The organism is Rhizobium sp. BK379 (assembly GCF_014193955.1).
Taxonomy (GTDB): Bacteria; Pseudomonadota; Alphaproteobacteria; order Rhizobiales; family Rhizobiaceae; genus Rhizobium.
The window spans coordinates 95,779-112,319 of record NZ_JACIAD010000001.1 but is presented as its reverse complement, the minus strand read 5'-3'; the positions used below and the strand labels follow the sequence as shown (position 1 = coordinate 112,319).

General features: G+C 60.5%; 15 protein-coding genes. 2 read left to right on the top strand and 13 right to left on the bottom strand.

Features of this window, described 5'->3' with window-relative positions; all coding sequences use genetic code 11:
* Window positions 1-105: 105 nt before the first annotated feature.
* The 12 genes from FHT93_RS00650 to FHT93_RS00595 all read right to left on the bottom strand — a co-directional run bounded on the left by FHT93_RS00650 (window position 106) and on the right by FHT93_RS00595 (window position 13,986).
* Window positions 106-759: a protein-L-isoaspartate(D-aspartate) O-methyltransferase gene (locus tag FHT93_RS00650; protein ID WP_112545771.1), complete on the bottom strand. Its 654-nt coding sequence runs from the start codon at window positions 757-759 to the stop codon at window positions 106-108.
* The gene (surE, locus tag FHT93_RS00645) at window positions 756-1,529 is read right to left on the bottom strand and encodes a 5'/3'-nucleotidase SurE (protein WP_183845891.1); all 774 of its coding nucleotides are present in this window, start codon (window positions 1,527-1,529) and stop codon (window positions 756-758) included. The genes FHT93_RS00650 and surE overlap by 4 nt, the downstream gene beginning before the upstream one ends.
* A gap of 4 nt (window positions 1,530-1,533) precedes the next feature.
* Window positions 1,534-2,817, bottom strand: coding sequence for a serine--tRNA ligase (gene serS / locus FHT93_RS00640; RefSeq protein ID WP_183845890.1), 1,284 nt, complete (start codon window positions 2,815-2,817; stop codon window positions 1,534-1,536).
* A 94-nt stretch (window positions 2,818-2,911) separates the two neighbouring features.
* Window positions 2,912-3,739, bottom strand: coding sequence for a twin-arginine translocase subunit TatC (tatC, locus tag FHT93_RS00635; protein WP_183845889.1), 828 nt, complete (start codon window positions 3,737-3,739; stop codon window positions 2,912-2,914).
* Window positions 3,736-4,377 (bottom strand): Sec-independent protein translocase protein TatB, encoded by a 642-nt coding sequence (gene tatB, locus FHT93_RS00630; protein WP_112545775.1) that lies wholly within the window; start codon window positions 4,375-4,377, stop codon window positions 3,736-3,738. Before tatB ends, tatC begins: the two co-directional genes overlap by 4 nt.
* Window positions 4,378-4,428: 51 nt before the next feature.
* Complete coding sequence (locus FHT93_RS00625) at window positions 4,429-4,620, bottom strand: twin-arginine translocase TatA/TatE family subunit (protein ID WP_007813596.1); 192 nt, start codon at window positions 4,618-4,620, stop codon at window positions 4,429-4,431.
* Window positions 4,621-4,803: 183 nt separating this feature from the next.
* The gene (scpB, locus tag FHT93_RS00620; RefSeq protein WP_112545776.1) at window positions 4,804-5,526 is read right to left on the bottom strand and encodes an SMC-Scp complex subunit ScpB; all 723 of its coding nucleotides are present in this window, start codon (window positions 5,524-5,526) and stop codon (window positions 4,804-4,806) included.
* Complete coding sequence (locus FHT93_RS00615) at window positions 5,523-6,383, bottom strand: ScpA family protein (RefSeq protein ID WP_112545777.1); 861 nt, start codon at window positions 6,381-6,383, stop codon at window positions 5,523-5,525. The genes scpB and FHT93_RS00615 overlap by 4 nt, the downstream gene beginning before the upstream one ends.
* Before the next feature lie 25 nt (window positions 6,384-6,408).
* Window positions 6,409-7,422, bottom strand: coding sequence for a beta-N-acetylhexosaminidase (gene nagZ / locus FHT93_RS00610; protein ID WP_112545778.1), 1,014 nt, complete (start codon window positions 7,420-7,422; stop codon window positions 6,409-6,411).
* A 108-nt stretch (window positions 7,423-7,530) separates the two neighbouring features.
* A complete protein-coding gene (locus tag FHT93_RS00605; RefSeq protein WP_112545791.1) occupies window positions 7,531-10,887 on the bottom strand; it encodes an SPOR domain-containing protein in 3,357 nt (1,118 codons plus the stop codon).
* Between the two features lie 61 nt (window positions 10,888-10,948).
* Entirely contained in the window at window positions 10,949-12,706 is a 1,758-nt protein-coding gene (gene argS / locus FHT93_RS00600) for an arginine--tRNA ligase (protein WP_112968514.1), read from the bottom strand.
* A 62-nt stretch (window positions 12,707-12,768) separates the two neighbouring features.
* Window positions 12,769-13,986, bottom strand: a complete 1,218-nt coding sequence (locus FHT93_RS00595; RefSeq protein WP_183845888.1) for a deoxyguanosinetriphosphate triphosphohydrolase — start codon at window positions 13,984-13,986, stop codon at window positions 12,769-12,771.
* 220 nt (window positions 13,987-14,206) lie between these two features.
* On the opposite strand from FHT93_RS00595, the gene erpA reads away from it, so the two are divergent.
* Both erpA and xth read left to right on the top strand, forming a co-directional pair.
* A complete protein-coding gene (erpA, locus tag FHT93_RS00590) occupies window positions 14,207-14,539 on the top strand; it encodes an iron-sulfur cluster insertion protein ErpA (RefSeq protein WP_112545781.1) in 333 nt (110 codons plus the stop codon).
* A gap of 118 nt (window positions 14,540-14,657) precedes the next feature.
* Window positions 14,658-15,449, top strand: coding sequence for an exodeoxyribonuclease III (xth, locus tag FHT93_RS00585; protein ID WP_112545782.1), 792 nt, complete (start codon window positions 14,658-14,660; stop codon window positions 15,447-15,449).
* Window positions 15,450-15,525: 76 nt separating this feature from the next.
* Here the strand turns inward: xth and exoR are convergent, their stop codons facing one another.
* Window positions 15,526-16,329 (bottom strand): exopolysaccharide production regulator ExoR, encoded by an 804-nt coding sequence (gene exoR, locus FHT93_RS00580; protein ID WP_112545783.1) that lies wholly within the window; start codon window positions 16,327-16,329, stop codon window positions 15,526-15,528.
* Window positions 16,330-16,541: the final 212 nt, after the last annotated feature.

The following is a 16,541-nucleotide window of genomic DNA, read 5'->3' as shown; positions in this document are numbered from 1 at the left end:
TGCCGATGCATGTCGCGAGTCTCCAGGTTCGCATGCCATGCTTCTGATCTTTGTTTTACGGATGTCGTTGTTGCAAACCGGTGCACCCGTTTTGCGTGTCTTGCTTTAAAGCTGGGATGCGAGGCGGGGAACAATCGGCAGATAGGGAGCGTCAAAAAGCTCTTCCCGCTCGAAGCGGCTTCCGGTTTTCGTCAGGCGAACCATGCGGCATTCGTTTTCAGAGATCATCAGCGGCGCAATCATCGAACCGCCGGAGACCAGCTGATCGGCATAGAAGCGCGGCATGGAGTTGAAAGCAGCCGTGACAAGAATGCGGTCGAAAGTGCCCTCGCCCTGCATGCCGCCGCTGCCATCAGCCTGGCGGATGATGACGCTGCGCAGGCTGAGGGCTTCCATTCGGCGCTGGGCCGAAAGTGTCAGCGTCTTGTAGCGATCGACCGTCAGCACACGCTCCGCGATGCGACCGATGACCGCCGCGGTGAAGCCGCTGCCTGTTCCGATTTCGAGCACACGCTGACCGGGTCGGACCTTCAGATGATGCAAAAGACGGACCACAAAATCGACGCCCTCCAGAAAGGAGCCGCATTCGATCGGGATCGTGCGGCTGGAATAGGCGTTCTCGGTAAATTGCGGTGGTACGAAAAGCGAGCGCGGCGTTTGCTCGACTGCCGTCAGCAGATCGATGTCGGAAATGCCTTCCGCGCGCAATCTCAAGACCAGCGCTGCAAAGCCTTCCTTCTCGGCCAGTTTTGCCGTCAACCCTTTACTCCGTGTCCGAGGGCCCGCGCCACGCGGTCCGTCACGGAATAATCGGTCAGATCAAGTTTCAAAGGTGTTACCGAAATCCTATTATGCTTGAGGGCGTGGATATCGCTGCCCTCGGTAAAGGCGCCGGCACGCTCGCCGAATTTCAGCCAGTAATAGGGAAAGCCGCGGCCGTCGGTGCGCGCATCGACCTGCAGGTTGAAGGCAAGCTTGCCCTGGGCCGTCACTTCCACGCCCTCGACATCTTCAGGGCGACAGTTCGGGAAGTTGAGGTTAAGGAAAGTGCCTTCGGGCAGATCGACGGTCATCAGCTTTTCGAGGAGCGCAGGCGCGTGCGCCTCGCAGACCTCCCAGGGCAGGATTCGCGCGCCATTATCGTAAACGTATGCCTGGCTGAGGGCGAAGGAGCGCACGCCCTGCATCGTTCCTTCGATGGCGCCGGCGATGGTACCGGAATAGGTTACGTCGTCTGCAACGTTTGAGCCGGAATTGACACCCGACAGGACGAGGTCCGGCTTGATATCCAGCACCTGCTTGATGCCCATGATGACGCAATCGGTCGGCGTGCCGCGCAGCGCATAATGCTTATCAGAAATCTTCCGGAGCCTCAGCGGCTCCGAAAGGCTGAGCGAATGCGCAAGACCGCTCTGGTCGGTTTCGGGGGCAACGATCCAGACATCGTCAGAAAGCGCCCTTGCTATCCGTTCCAGCGCACCCAAGCCTTCGGCATGGATACCGTCGTCATTCGTCAGCAGGATGCGCATTGGCTCAGGCCGCCCGTTCGATCTTCGTCAGACCGCCCATATAGGGCAGCAAAACGTCCGGAATCGTGACCGAGCCATCCTCGTTCAGATAATTTTCGAGAACGGCGATCAGGCAGCGGCCAACCGCAGTTCCGGAACCGTTCAGCGTGTGAACGAATTTCGTCGCCTTGTCGTCCTTGCCGCGATAGCGGGCGTTCATGCGCCGTGCCTGGAAATCGCCGCAGACGGAGCAGGACGAGATCTCGCGGAACGTATTCTGGCCCGGCAGCCAGACTTCAAGATCGTAGGTCTTGCGCGAACCGAAGCCCATGTCGCCGGTGCAGAGCGTCATGGTGCGGAAATGCAGGCCGAGGCGCTTCAGTACTTCCTCTGCGCAGGCCGTCATCCGCTCGTGCTCGGCAAGCGAGCTCTCGGCATCGGTGATCGAGACCAGCTCGCACTTCCAGAACTGGTGCTGGCGCAGCATGCCGCGCGTGTCGCGGCCGGCGGAGCCCGCCTCGGAACGGAAGGACGGCGTCAGCGCCGTGAAGCGCAGCGGCAGCTTCTCCTGATCGAGGATTTCCTCACGCACGAGGTTGGTCAACGTGACTTCCGCAGTCGGGATCAGATAGCGACCATCCGTCGTCTTGAAGAGATCCTCTTCGAACTTCGGCAGGTTGCCGGTGCCGAACAGGGCTTCAGCGCGCACCATCAGCGGCGAAGACACTTCGGTATAGCCGTGTTCGGTCGTGTGCAGATCAATCATGAACTGGCCGAGCGCGCGCTCGAGCCTGGCGAGCTGGTTGGTCAGGACCGTGAAGCGCGAGCCGGAAAGCTTGGTGGCACGTTCAAAATCCATATAGCCGAGGGCTTCGCCGATTTCGAAATGTTCCTTCGGCGTATGGTTCCAGCGCGGTTTTTCGCCGACGATACGGGTGACGACATTGTCGTTCTCGTCCTTGCCGACAGGCACTTCGTCAAGCGGTACGTTCGGAATGCGCGAGAGCTGGTCGTAGAGATCGGCGGAAAACGCGCGCTCTTCTTCCTCGGCTGCCGGCAGGGTCTCCTTGATCTCGGCGACCTCGGCCTTCAGCGTGTCGGCAAGCTCGGTGTTCTTCTGCGCCATGGCCGCGCCGATCTCCTTGGAGGCGGCGTTACGGCGGGAGAGCAGGTCCTGCGCTTTCTGCACGGCGGAGCGGCGCTTTTCGTCAAGGGCGACGAGAGATTGCGACAGAGGTTCCGCGCCGCGCTTGGCAAGGGCAGCATCGAGAGCCTCGGGATTCTCACGGATCCATTTGATATCGAGCATCGTCGTTCCAGATCGTTTCAACATAAATGAACCGGTCGGAGGAAACCCCGACCGGATGGGAAACGGCAGAACTCAGTGAAACGTCCTGATGCGCTCAGACGCTGTCCGTGTTGGCGACGTCAGAGGATTCGCTGGCCTCTTCAACCGCCTGTTTGGAACGCTGACGCTCCACGAATCGTGCCGCGTAAATGGAAATCTCGTAGAGAAGGATCGTCGGTAGCGCAAGACCGATCTGGGACATGGGATCGGGCGGTGTGAGCACCGCGGCGACCACGAAGGCAAGCACGATCGCGAACTTGCGCTTTTCGGCGAGCCATTGCGACGTCAGAAGGCCGACACGAGCCAGAAGCGTCGTGATCACCGGTAGCTGAAAGACGAGGCCGAAGGAGAAGACCAGCGTCATGATCAGGCTCAGATATTCCGAGACCTTCGGGAGCAGCGAAATTGCCACCTCGTCATGACCCGGCGCCTGCTGCATCGACAGGAAGAACCACATGACCATCGGCGTGAAGAAGAAATAGACCAGCGCCCCGCCCATCAGGAACAGGATCGGCGATGCGATCAGGAACGGCAAAAAGGCCTGGCGTTCGTTCTTGTAGAGGCCGGGAGCGACGAACTTGTAGATCTGTGCAGCGATGATCGGGAAGGCGATCACCAGACCGCCGAACATCGCCACCTTGACCTGCGTGAAGAAGAACTCCTGCGGCGCCGTATAGATCAGCTGCGCTTTCTCGACATCGAGATGCGCCCAGCTGACAGCAAGCTTGTAGGGATAGACGAGGTAATTGAAGATGTGCTTGGCGAAGATGAAGCACACGATGAAGGCGATGAAGAACGCAGCGATCGACCAGATCAGCCGCGTGCGCAGCTCCATCAGGTGCTCGATCAACGGCTGCGGCTTGTCTTGTATATCACCGCTCATGCCTCATCCTTCTTATTTTTGGCGGCAGGCTTTGCGACGGCGGCCGGCTTCCTCGTCGCGGCAGCGCGCTTCGGCTTCTCGACCGGTGCCGCGACCAACGCAACCGCGTCAGCCTTGTCCGCAGCCTTCACACGCGGCTTGCGGACGGCCTTCGGCTTTTCAGCCACGGCGACCGGAGCAACGGTAGCGGCAGCGACCGGCTGCGGCGCAGGAACGACCGGCGGCGTTTCCGGCAGGCTCATTGACGGCGCCGGCGCGGAAACTTCCGCAGGCGGCGCTTCCGTCACAGTCCCGGTACCCTGCTCCAGCGGGCGCTGTTCTGCGGGGTTGTCGACCTTCGTCGAATTCTGCAGGTCGGCCTTGATCTCGTTACCCATCTGGCGCAGCGGGTTCATCGCCTCGCGCAGGCTGTTGACCGGGTTGAGCTTCTGGGCGTCGCTGATCGTGTTACGCACATCGTCAAGCTCGGCTTCGCGCAGTGCTTCGTCGAACTGGGCACGAAACTCACCCGCGACCTTGCGGGCACGTGCTGTCATCTTGCCGAAAGCGCGCAGCATCGGCGGCAGATCCTTGGGACCGACAACCACGATCAGAACGACCGCGATAACCAAGAGTTCGGTCCAGCCAATATCGAACATGCAAGGCTCCTGAACGGGCGGCGCGGGGGCAGCGCCCTTTCCCGTACGTGATTACTTCGTTTCGTCGGCCTTGTGATCGACGGTCTTTGCTGCTTCCGGCGCGTCTTCGTCCGTCATGCCCTTCTTGAAGCTCTTGATGCCCTTGGCAACGTCGCCCATCAGTTCCGGGATCTTGCCGCGACCGAACAACAAAAGCACAATGGCCAGAACGATAAGCCAGTGCCACATGCTAAAAGAACCCATTACGCATACTCCCTGTTTCGATGTTCCCTCGATGTAAGAATTTCCGATCCGGTTTCCAACATCAATCCTTCTGGATTGAGCTTAATGTCACGGTATCGGCCTTTGTGACAAGCCATTCGTCCATCGAAAAATCGTGATTGACATTGTTTTGCGCGGCCGTGGCAAAAGCAAGACCAACCTTCATCATTCCTCGGAGGCGCCACCCGGGGCGAGCAGTCCAAGCTCTTCAAGGTCCAGTTGTGTAATTGGATCCTCATCCTCGGCCAGTTCGTCGTTCATGAGGGGCGACGGAATGTTGAAATTCGCCGGGATTCGGCCGGACAGCAGGCCGGCGCCCTTCAATTCCTCAAGTCCCGGCAAGTCGCGCAATTCCTCAAGGCCGAAATGATCAAGGAAATCACGCGTCGTGCCGAGCGTCACCGGCCGGCCCGGTGTGCGACGGCGGCCGCGGAAACGTACCCAGCCCGCCTCCATCAGCACATCGAGCGTGCCGCGCGAGGTTTGCACACCTCTGATATCTTCGATCTCGGCACGCGTCACCGGCTGGTGATAGGCAATGATCGCCAGCACCTCGAGGGCTGCGCGGGAGAGTTTGCGGACCTCATTCTCATCGCGACGGATGAAAAAGGATAGGTCGGCGGCGGTGCGGAAGGCCCAGGCATCATCGACCTGCACGAGATTGACACCACGCGGCGCATAGTGGTCCTTCAGGCGCAGCATGATCTCGCGCGCATTGAAGCCCTTCGGCAGACGCTCGGTGATAAAGCCTTCGGATACCGGCTGGGCGGAGGCGAAGACCAGCGCTTCGGCTATACGCTCCGCTTCGATCTCGGCCTGCAGATTGCGGGAAGCGTCTTCGCCCTCCCCATCTTCACCTTCAAAGTCATCGTCCTGCGCGCCGATCAATCCGACTGCTCCTGTTCGACCACCTGAAGGGTGGCATGTTTCGGGCCGCGGCGCATATAGATCGGCTGGAAGGCGCCATCCTGGCGGATCTCCAGCTTGCCCTCGCGCACCAGTTCCAGCGAGGCGGCAAAGGCGCTGGCAACGGCCGTGACGCGCTCGGCGGGGCTTGCAAGGTACCGCAGCAGATATTGCTCGAGCGCCGTCCAGTCGACGATGTCGCCGATCATCTGGGTCAGCAGTTCGCGGGCGTCGGTGAGTGACCAGACGTTGCGCCGCTCGATCGTCACCTGGGTGATCGCATGACGCTGTCGCAGGGCAGCGTAGGCGCTCAGGAGATCGTAGAGATTGGCCTCATAGGCCGATTGCTGGCGATGCGGGATATGTTCGGGGGCGCCGCGGGCGAAAATGTCCCGGCCGAGCCGGTTGCGATTGACGAGGCCGTCGGCCACCTGGCGCATCGCCTCCAGCCGCTTCAGGCGAAAAGCAAGCGTTGCCGCCATTTCCTCACCCGAGGGACCGTCGTCCTTGACCTGCTGCGGGATCAGCAATCGCGATTTCAGATAGGCAAGCCAGGCGGCCATGACGAGATAGTCGGCGGCAAGCTCGATGCGAATCCGCCGCGCGCTTTCGACGAACTGAAGATATTGCTCGGCAAGGGCCAGAACCGAAATGCGCGACAGGTCGACCTTCTGGTTGCGGGCAAGATAGAGCAAGAGGTCGAGCGGGCCTTCGAAGCCGGCGACATCGATCACCAATGCCGGCTCGTGGGTGGCGCGTTCCGAACCGTTCTCCTGCCACAGCTTGTCCATCGGCGTTGACGCCGCCTGGGACCGCTCCGTGCCCTTGATCGTGTTCACCCTACCCTGCCTTTCCGGCCTCTTCTCAAGCCGTCGCAAACATGGCGTCGAATTCTGCCCTTATCGTCGTCTCGTCTGCAGCATCGGCGGTCGGGAAGCCATCCTCGACCAGCCGTGCCCGCTCGCGCGCAAGACCTGCCAGCGGCGGAACATTTGCCACGACCTGAAGCATCTCGTCCATATGGCCGTTGCAATGCAGCACGATATCGCAACCGCCCGCAATGATATTCGCCGCGCGCTCGCCGATCGTGCCCGAAAGCGCGTTCATCGAGCTATCGTCCGACAGGAGCAGCCCCTTGAAGCCGATCTCGGTGCGGATGACCTCGTCAATCACCTTGCGGGATGTGGTTGCCGGATTGTCCGGATCGATGGCAGTGAAGACGAGATGGCAGGTCATGGCCATCAACTCATCCTTCATCGCGATGAAGGGCGGGAAGTCGTGAACTTGCAGTTCTTCGCGCGATACGGCGACGACCGGCAGTTCCAGATGCGAATCTGCAAAGCCGCGCCCGTGGCCCGGCATGTGCTTCATGACCGGCAGCAAACCACCGGCTTTCAGCCCCTCGGAAGCAGCCCGGCCCATTTCCGTGACAGTAACAGGATCGCCGCCATAGGCCCTGTTGCCGATAACATTGCTGCTGCCTTCGACGGGCACGTCGAGCACCGGCAGGCAATCGACATTGATCCCGAATTTCTGGAGATCAAAAGCATGCAGACGCGACATCAGCCAGGCGGCGCGCAGGCCAAGCGCACGGTCGCGGCGATAGAGATCGCCAAGCGCCTGCCCCGGCGGATAGTGCTGCAGGATCGGCGGGCGGATGCGCTGGACGCGACCGCCTTCCTGATCAATGAGCACGGGCGCATGCCAGCCGACGCAATCGCGCAGCTCGGCAACAAGATCGCTGATCTGCTGGGCTTCGGAAATGTTTCGTCCGAAAAGGATGAAGCCCCACGGGCGCTCTGCCCTATAGAAGGCCTTCTCTTCGTCGGTCAGCTTGAGGCCGCTGCAGCCAAGGATCATTGCTTTTGATTCGGTCATACCCGAATCATAAGGGTCGCCCGGCGAATTGCGAGCGAGGTCAAGCGCGATCCCACAAAAAAGAACGGCGGGACAAGCCCGCCGTTGCGATAGAGGAAGCCGGAAAGCCTACTTGGAGATCAGGCAGCTTCCGCCGGCCGAGCGATACTTCTCGCAAAGAGCGGCTGCCTCGTCCTTCGAACCGGCCGGGATGCGGACGCGGTAGAACGTGCCCTTGCCGGCGATATCCGCCTTGCGGATTTCGTAAGCGCGGCCACTAAGCACGCCTGCGAACTTCTTCGACAGGCTGGCATAGGACTTCTTTGCCTCATCTTCTGACGGCAGCGATGCGATCTGGATGCCGTAGCCGCCGCTTGCAGCGGCCGGAGCCTGCTGTGCCGGCTGGGCAGCGGACGCTGCCGGTGCAGAGGCGACCTGCGTCGGTTTCTGCTGTGCCGTCGGGCGGACATTACCGTTTTCGGTTACCGTGCCGACGACATTGACCGGCTGTTCGGCCGGGCGGGCCGTCGGGACAGGCGCCGTATCGGTCGTCGCAGCGGAGGCTGCGTCGGTGATCGGTGTGGTCTTGACTGCACGAACTGGCGGGTCGACCTGATTTGCGTTTGCGGCGTTCACCTCAGCCATCTTGGCGGTGGTCTGAGCCGGCTGGGCTGCAGGCGCTGCTCCGACAGGCGGAATGGCGGCGGATGCAACCTGATTGCCGTTTTGATTGCCGGCGCTGGCCGGGAAGCTTGCAGCAGACGGCGTCGCGGCCGGCTGGGCTGCAGGCGTTGCCGATGCGACTTCCTTTGCCGGCGCGGATTGCTCGGCAGGTGCCGGCTCTTCGCGGGCAACAAGCGTGCCGTCCGGCTTGACGATCATCGTGCGGACCTTGCGTGGCGAAACGGATGGCGTCCCATTGTCATCGGCAGAGGAGGCATCCGCAGACGCGTTGTGGTCCGGCAGCAGGCGCGGATCCTGCGTCTCGCCGACGGCAGTCGGCAGGACCGAATCGCCCGTACCCTCGTCGTCATCGGGCGAAACTTCAGGCGTCAGCGTGCGCTGGACGACATCGACCGGCTGTTCGTCGGACGAGACCAGGGCCTTCTGTTTCGGCTCTTCGGCAGCACCTGCAACACGGTCATAGACCGCCTTGTCCTGGTTCGGCACGGTCTTGCCGCCCGGATTTTCCGGAACGACCTTCACAGGATCCTTGTCAGCAGCGATGACCCGCGGCTCGCCTGAGCTGACGATGCTAAGGCCAGAGCCATTGGACACCCAGCTGTAGATACCGTAAGCGCCGCCGGCAAAAACGACCAGCATGGCGGCTGCGGCCAGAAGGCGGCGCATGGAGCGGGCGCGATTGAAATCCGCCGCCTGGCTTGCGGATTGGATATGGACTTCGGAAACGCTCTCGCGGCGCTCGACGGGCTCACGCACGCTGCGGCGGAAATCCTCTTCCAGCGCGCGTTCGAAGTCATCAAGACCGTCGGCGAACACAGTGCTTGCCGGCTTGGCTGCAACTGCTGCCGTTGCGGCAGCGGCCGGAGGCGCCCAGGCGGGCGCAGCCTGCGGTTTCTCCTGCCGCTTGGCGGGCTCGAAGAAGCTTGCAATCTCGGCATCGAGATCGAAATCGAAGTCGGCGGTTTTGGCAACCGGTTCCGGATGCTCGACCGGCGGCAGCGTCGGGACATGCATGTCCTCGACCGTCTCGGGACGATCCTCCGGGTCGGAGATCATCGAGGGATCGAAAGGCAGATCGTCGGTGGGTTCGCTTGCGGGCGCCGGTCTGCTGTAGCTCACCGGAGCTGGCTGCGGCTCAGGCACGAAAACCGGTGCTGGTTGCGGCTGAGGACGCGGCGCAGGCTGTGCCGCGACCACCGGAGCTGCACGTACCGGCTCGGGCTTCGGCTGCGGAGCCTGTGGTTCGGAAAAATCGAGATCGGCGAGCTCAAGCTCTATGCCGGCAAGATCCAGCTCGAAATCATGGCCGGCAAAAGGATCTTCGGCGTCCAGTTCCGGCTGGCGTGCGACGACCGGTGCGGGTGCGATAGGCGTCGAAATCGGCTCCACCGGCTCCCGAACGACCGGTTTCGGTGCTTCGGGCTGACGAAGAACAGGCGTCGCACGGCTCATCGGCACGGGCGCGATCACTGTCGGTTGCGCAGGTGCACGAGCAACGGGCGCTTCGAAGACGGGGGCTTGGAAGACAGGTGCTTCGAAGACAGGAGCGTCAAACGTGGGAGCCTGGAAAACAGGCGCGGCAGGAGCCGGGGCCGGCGGCAGCTCGGCAACGGGCTCAGGTGCCGCGGCAACAGGTTCTGATGCGACGGAGCCAGCAGCGCGCTGCGGCACCGGATAACGGGAGACATCCGCCAGGAGATCGTCGAGATCGAAGGCATCCGCATCGAAACTTTCCGGCAGCGCTTCCGTCAGCGCCGCGTCGGCATGAACATCGCCTTCGGCCGTAGCGGCGATCAGGTCAAAACCTGCATTGTCAGGCTCGGCCGGCTCTTCGACGGCAGCAGCCCCTTCGAACCTTGCGACAGGCTCTTCAGGAAGGGCAACTTCTTCGTGGCGGTCAATCTCGGCTGGGAAACCGAAGGAGGCCGCAACCGGCTCGAAATCTGCCGCTTCAACCATGGCGACCGGCAGAGGCTCGTCAGCCACTTGAGGCGCAACCACTTCGGGTTCGACAAGCACTTCCGGCTCAGCAACAAATTCCGGCTCGGCAGTGAAGGCTTCGACGGGAGCCTGAGCCGGCTCAAGAACGGATGAATCGACGACTGGTGCCTCGACGACCGGCTCGGAAAGAACCGGCTCTTCGCGACGTGGGGCGTGAAAATTGGCGAGCGGCAGACGGATGCTGGCGGCCGACCATTGCGGCGCCTTGGCCGGCGGTTGAACGACCGGAGCCGCAGGAAGAGCGTTACCGATCGAAAGCTCGAGTTCTTCGATCAGATCGCGGGCGCCACCATAGGCCGTGAAGGTGACTGGAGGCTCTGGGGGAACGGCGACAGGCTTCGAAGGCGTGGGAGCCCAGTCGGTGGCGACGGACGCTTCCCATTCGGCTGCAACCGGCTCAGGCGCCTCCACTTCGGGGGCCACAGCAACGCTCTCTGGAAATTCAGGCTCAACGGCAGGCGTCTCGAAACCGGACATGACCGAGGGGGCGAGCTCTTCGCCAATGGAAGGCACATCTTCCTGGACCGGCTCGACATAATCGTAAGTCTCAGCTGCCTGAGCGATCGGCTCCACCGGATGATCGAGAGCGGCCAGAGGACGCGGCGCATCATAGCGCTCGAACTCACGGAGAAGCTCGTCCTCGAGGTTGAGAGCCGGCTCCTGCCGTGTGGGTTCGCTTACGGTATTGGCCGCGACGCGAGGTTCAAAGCCAACAATACGAGCGAGTTCTGCCAACGGATCGTCGTCGGCAAACATATCGTCTTTACCACGCGTGTCATACGCAAGTCGTTTATCAGCCATGCCCATCCCACTCAAAAACGCAAACACTCAAATGCCAGCGCATTGTGGGGAAATGGTGACGTTATCGCATTTCGTCCGGTGCGGCAGTGCCTGTAATGGCAAGTCCCGACTTCAAAACCGACGCGACGGCGTACACCAGCCCAAGTCTGGCAATACTTGATTCTCGGTTCTTATCGTTAACAAATCGTAATTCCGTCTGATCTTTACCTTTGTTCCAGTGGGCGTGGAAGGCGCTGGCAAGATCATAGAGGTAAAAAGCGATGCGATGCGGCTCCTGAGACTGGGCTGCACTTTCGACGATACGCGGGAATTCTGCAGCCTTGGCAATCAGCTGCAATTCGGTGGAATCCGTAATGCCTGCAACGGATTGCGCCAAAAGCTCGGGTGTCGGGGCGAGATCAGGGAAGGCTTCCCTCGCCTGCCGGAAGACGGACATGCAGCGGGCATGCGCATACTGCACGTAAAAAACCGGATTATCTTTGGATTGCTCCGTTACTTTCGCAAAATCGAAGTCCAACGGCTCCGAATTCTTGCGGTAAAGCATCATGAAGCGAACCGAATCACGTCCGACTTCTTCAACGACATCGCGCAATGTGACAAAATCGCCCGAACGCTTCGACATCTTAACCGGCTCACCATCGCGGTAGAGCTTGACGAGCTGGCAGAGTAGCACCGTCAGCTTCGCCTTACCGTCGGAGACGCCACGCGCGACCGCCTCGAGGCGCTTGACGTAGCCGCCATGGTCGGCGCCGAGCACATAGATCATCTCATCGAAGCCGCGGTCGAACTTGTTCTTGAAGTAGGCGACGTCGGCAGCGAAGTAGGTATAGGAGCCGTCCGACTTGATCAGAGCACGATCGATATCGTCGCCGACTTCGGTCGAGCGGAAAAGCGTCTGCTCGCGGTCTTCCCAATCTTCGGGAAGCTGGCCCTTCGGCGGCGGCAGCGTGCCCTTGTAGACATAGCCCTTGAAGGTCAGGTCGTTGATGGCGGTGCGGATTGCTGCCGCGCCATTGGCATGCAGCGTGCGCTCCGAGAAGAAGATGTCATGATGGACGTTGAGCGCAGCCAGATCCTCGCGGATCATCACCATCATCATCTCGATGGCGCGATCCTTGACGATCGGCATCCATTGCTCTTCCGGCATGTTGTGCAAGCGCACGCCGTATTCGGCGGCGAGCGATTCTCCGACCGGGACCAGATAGTCACCGGGATAAAGGCCGGACGGGATCTCGCCGATCTTCTCGCCAAGCGCCTCGCGGTAGCGCAGGAAAACAGAACGAGCCAGCACATCGATCTGCGAGCCGGCGTCGTTGATGTAATATTCCTTGACGACGTCATAGCCGGCAAAGGCAAGCAGATTTGCGAGCGCATCACCGACGACGGCGCCACGGCAATGGCCGACATGCATCGGGCCTGTTGGATTGGCCGAGACATATTCGACGTTGACCTTCTTGCCCTGCCCCAGTCCGGAGCGGCCGTAGCCTGTGCCCGACTGGATCATCGAGGCAAGCAGGCGCTGCCAGTAGCCGACGGACAGCCTGATATTGATGAAGCCCGGACCGGCGACCGAAACCTCGGCGACGTCGGTGTCTTCCTGCAGCTTGGCAATGATGATTTCGGCAAGCGCACGCGGGTTGGTGCCGAGCGGCTTGGCAAGCACCATGGCGGCGTTGGTCGCGACATCGCCGTGGGTCGCGTCACGCGGCGGCTCCACGGCAATGCGACCGAAATCGAGCTCGGATCGCTTTTCCTTGACCAGATCGAGCTGTTCAAGAGCGTTTTTAATCCTGGCTTCAAAATCGGTAAAAAGGTTCATCGCACTCTTCCATGCACAGGCTGTGCCAACAGGTTTGCCGGCGGCTGCCGGGCGCCCGCTGCCTATCGCAAATCCGGAGTGTGGTCAAACAATCGCCTGTGGGCACTGATGGCATAGGTATCCGTCATGCCGGCCAGATAGTCCCCGACATGGCGGGCTTTCGGCGCGTCGGAAAGACCGGCGATATGGTCGACCCAATAATGGCTCTGCATCTCCTTGGGATTGGCCATGTAGGCACCGAAGAGATCCTTGACGATCTGAGCGGCACCGGCACGGATGCGCATAATATCGGCATTCCGGTAGATGCGCTTGAAGAGCATCGCCTTGATCTGCCTGTCGGTCTCGGCCATCTCATCAGAAAAAGTTGCCATGACGTGATCCGCATTGCGGATATCGTCGGCGCTTTGCGGGTTTAGCTCTGCCAGGCGCTTCTGCGCTACGCCGATAACATCCTCCACCATGCGCGTGATCTGACGGCGCATGATTTCATGCGTGAAGCGGCTCGCCTCCAGATGCGGGTAGCGCTCCCTCACCTCAGCCATCAGCCCGGCAAGGAACGGGATTTCCTCCAGCATCTCGAAATTGAGATAGCCCGAGCGCAGCCCGTCATCGATATCATGCGTATTGTAGGCAATATCGTCGGCGATCGCCGCCACCTGGGCTTCGAGGCTCGCATAGGTCGCCAATTCCAGGTCATGCAGTTCGCAATAGTCGAGTATCGGCTGCGGCACCCGCCCTCGCGTACCAACACCATCGGCCGTCAGCAGCGGACCGTTGTGCTTGACGAGACCCTCCAGGCTTTCCCATGTCAGGTTGATGCCATCGAAATCGGCATAGCGTCGCTCGAGTTTCGTCACGATGCGCAAAGACTGGGCATTGTGATCGAAGCCGCCATAGGGCAGCAATTCCTCGTGCAGCGCATCTTCTCCGGTATGACCGAAGGGCGTGTGGCCGAAGTCATGGACGAGCGCCACGCCCTCCGCGAGATCCTCGTCGACCTTGAGAGCGCGGGCAAGCGCGCGGGCGATCTGAGCCACCTCGATCGTATGCGTGAGGCGTGTTCGGTAGTGATCGCCATCCTGGGCGATGAAGACCTGCGTCTTGTGCTTCAGGCGGCGGAAGGCCGTCGTATGGACGATGCGATCACGGTCACGCTGGAAATCGGACCGTGTCGGGCTGCCGCTCTCCGGATAGAGACGCCCGCGCGAATTCCATGGATCTGCCGCATAGACCGCCCGTTCGCCATAACCGAAACCCAATGCATGCCTGTCGAAGCTCATTCTTCACCGTCACTAACGCGTTGCGACCTTGCCCATTGACGCCGCTTTCCGCTCTTCATACCTATAGCTTACAGAAACGGCAAAGAGGCGCTTTGTCGACCGCTTCGCCAGATCCTGTCCTTTATGGAAGGATCATGATAAGTTTCTTTGATATCATGCGTTTGAATATCAAACGTCCAAATTGGATTCTCTCCGGATCTTGACCCCGGCAGGAGGAAAAATGACTGAAGCGAATGTAACCCTTTCCGATGCCGCGGCAAAGCGTATTGCCGCTATCGTCGGCGGCGATCCCGGCAAGAGCGCGTTGCGCGTCTCCGTCGAAGGGGGCGGCTGTTCCGGCTTTTCCTACAAATTCGATCTCGTGGACGACGCGGCTGATGACGACATCGTCGTCGAGAAGAATGATGCGAAGGTATTGATCGACAGTCTCTCGCTGGTCTACATGGCCGGCTCCGAGATCGATTTTGTCGACAACCTGCTCGGCCAGTCCTTCCAGATCAAGAACCCGAATGCGGTGGCAAGCTGCGGCTGCGGCACCAGCTTCGCAATCTGATCCAAAACCGACTTTCCACGAATAACCGGCCGAAGATTTTCTTCCGGCCGGTTTCCTGTCTTGTCCGCCAACGTGGGAGCGCGATAAAAGAGCCGAAGCGAGTTAGCAGGATAAAGCCATGAAGATAGCGACCTGGAACATCAACGGCGTCAAGGCGCGTATCGACAACCTGACGCAATGGCTGAAGGATTCCAGTCCAGACATCGTCTGCCTGCAGGAAATCAAAACAATCGACGAAGGCTTCCCGCGGCTCGAAATCGAAGCGCTCGGCTACCATGTGGAAACGCATGGGCAGAAGGGCTTCAACGGCGTTGCCATTCTTTCCAAGAGCACGCCTTCCGAAGTCAATCGCGGCCTGTCGGGCGATCCGCTCGACGAGCAAGCACGATTCCTCGAAGCGGTCTTCTCGCTTCCCGGCAACAAGGTGGCACGCGTCTGCTGCCTATACCTGCCCAATGGCAATCCGCCGGAAACCGAAAAATATCCCTATAAACTCGCCTGGATGGAACGCCTGCAGAAGTTCGCGGCCGAGCGTCTGGAGTATGAGGAAATTTTCATTCTGGCCGGTGATTACAACGTCATTCCCGAACCGCACGATTGCTTCGACCCGAAGGTATGGGAAAGCGACGCACTCTTCCTGCCGCAGACGCGCCAAGCCTTCCGTCGGCTGGAAAATCTCGGTCTCGTCGATGCCGTACGTTCGGCAACCGACGCGACGACGCTCTATTCCTTCTGGGATTACCAGGCCGGCGCCTGGCCCAAGAACAACGGCATCCGCATCGACCATCTGATGCTGTCGCCGGAAGCTGCCGACTGCATGGTGTCAGCGGCGATCGAAAAGCATGTGCGTGCCTGGGAAAAGCCGTCCGACCACGTGCCCGTGGTGGCTTACTTCGATTTCGCTGCCTGAGATCTAAGGCATTTCCGTTTTACGCGATTCCGGACGCAAAACCGCTACGCACTTTTGCTGGAATTGCTCGAAGAACTCAGTCGTCCGAGCCTGTCGCGATCGAGTGCGACAGGGAGACTGCCGTGCGCCGATCCGCTTCGCTGGCAACCGAGAAGGCATCTTCCTGCAGCGACTGCATCCAGCTGCAATCCTTCGGCTTGCAGCGATCGAGAGCCGCAGTCATCAGTGCGAGACCGCGGGCGGACTGGCCTTCATCGAAGAGGATATTGCCGAACACTGCCATGGCGCCGGGATGGCCGCTCTTGCGGGCCTGATTGAGCCATTTCTTGGCCTGATTGATATTGGCGCTGCCGCCCTCGCCTGCAAGCATCATCTGCGCAAGCTGGAACTGCGCCTCGGGAACACCGAAGGTGGAGGCGACCTGGAAATAGAGCTGGCGCGCCTGGTTGAGATCGATCTTCACCGGGCTGCCGGCAATGCCGTGCTTGTAATAGTTGGCGAGCGACAGCAGCGCATTGATGAAGAAGCCGGTATCCTCCGAGCCGGGCTCCACGCCCTGCTGCGCAATCTCGCTGTAGATCTTGAAGGCTTCGAAATCATCCTGCGCCACGCCGTCGCCGTCAGCATACATGTTGGCGAGTGCCCAGCGCGAACCGGTGTGGCCTTTTTCGGCGGCGTATTTATAGGCTTCTACCGCCTCTTCCTTCTGACCGTTCTTGTATGCCTTAAAACCGAATTTGAAGAGATCGAAGGGTCCCGATTCTTTCGTGACGCCCGTTTTGATGTCGAATGCCAGGACCGGACAGGCCAAAGCCAGGGAAACGGCCATCGACATGCTGAGCAGCATGAATTTGAACAATCTGAACTCGGACGTTACCATCTTTACCGGTTTCTTTCGTTCATCACAGACGCCTGGCGGCGGCTTTTTTTGCCGTTCTGCCCGCGTGGATGCATTCCTTCCAGGCGAGCGATCCCGCGGCGGGCTCCAGGGCCCCTTTACCCGCGTCGCTTCCAGCCCCATGCCCCTCTTTCAAAACCAGCACATCCTTGCGAACCACCCGGCTCCCGGCACGGCCCGCATATGATGCCTTA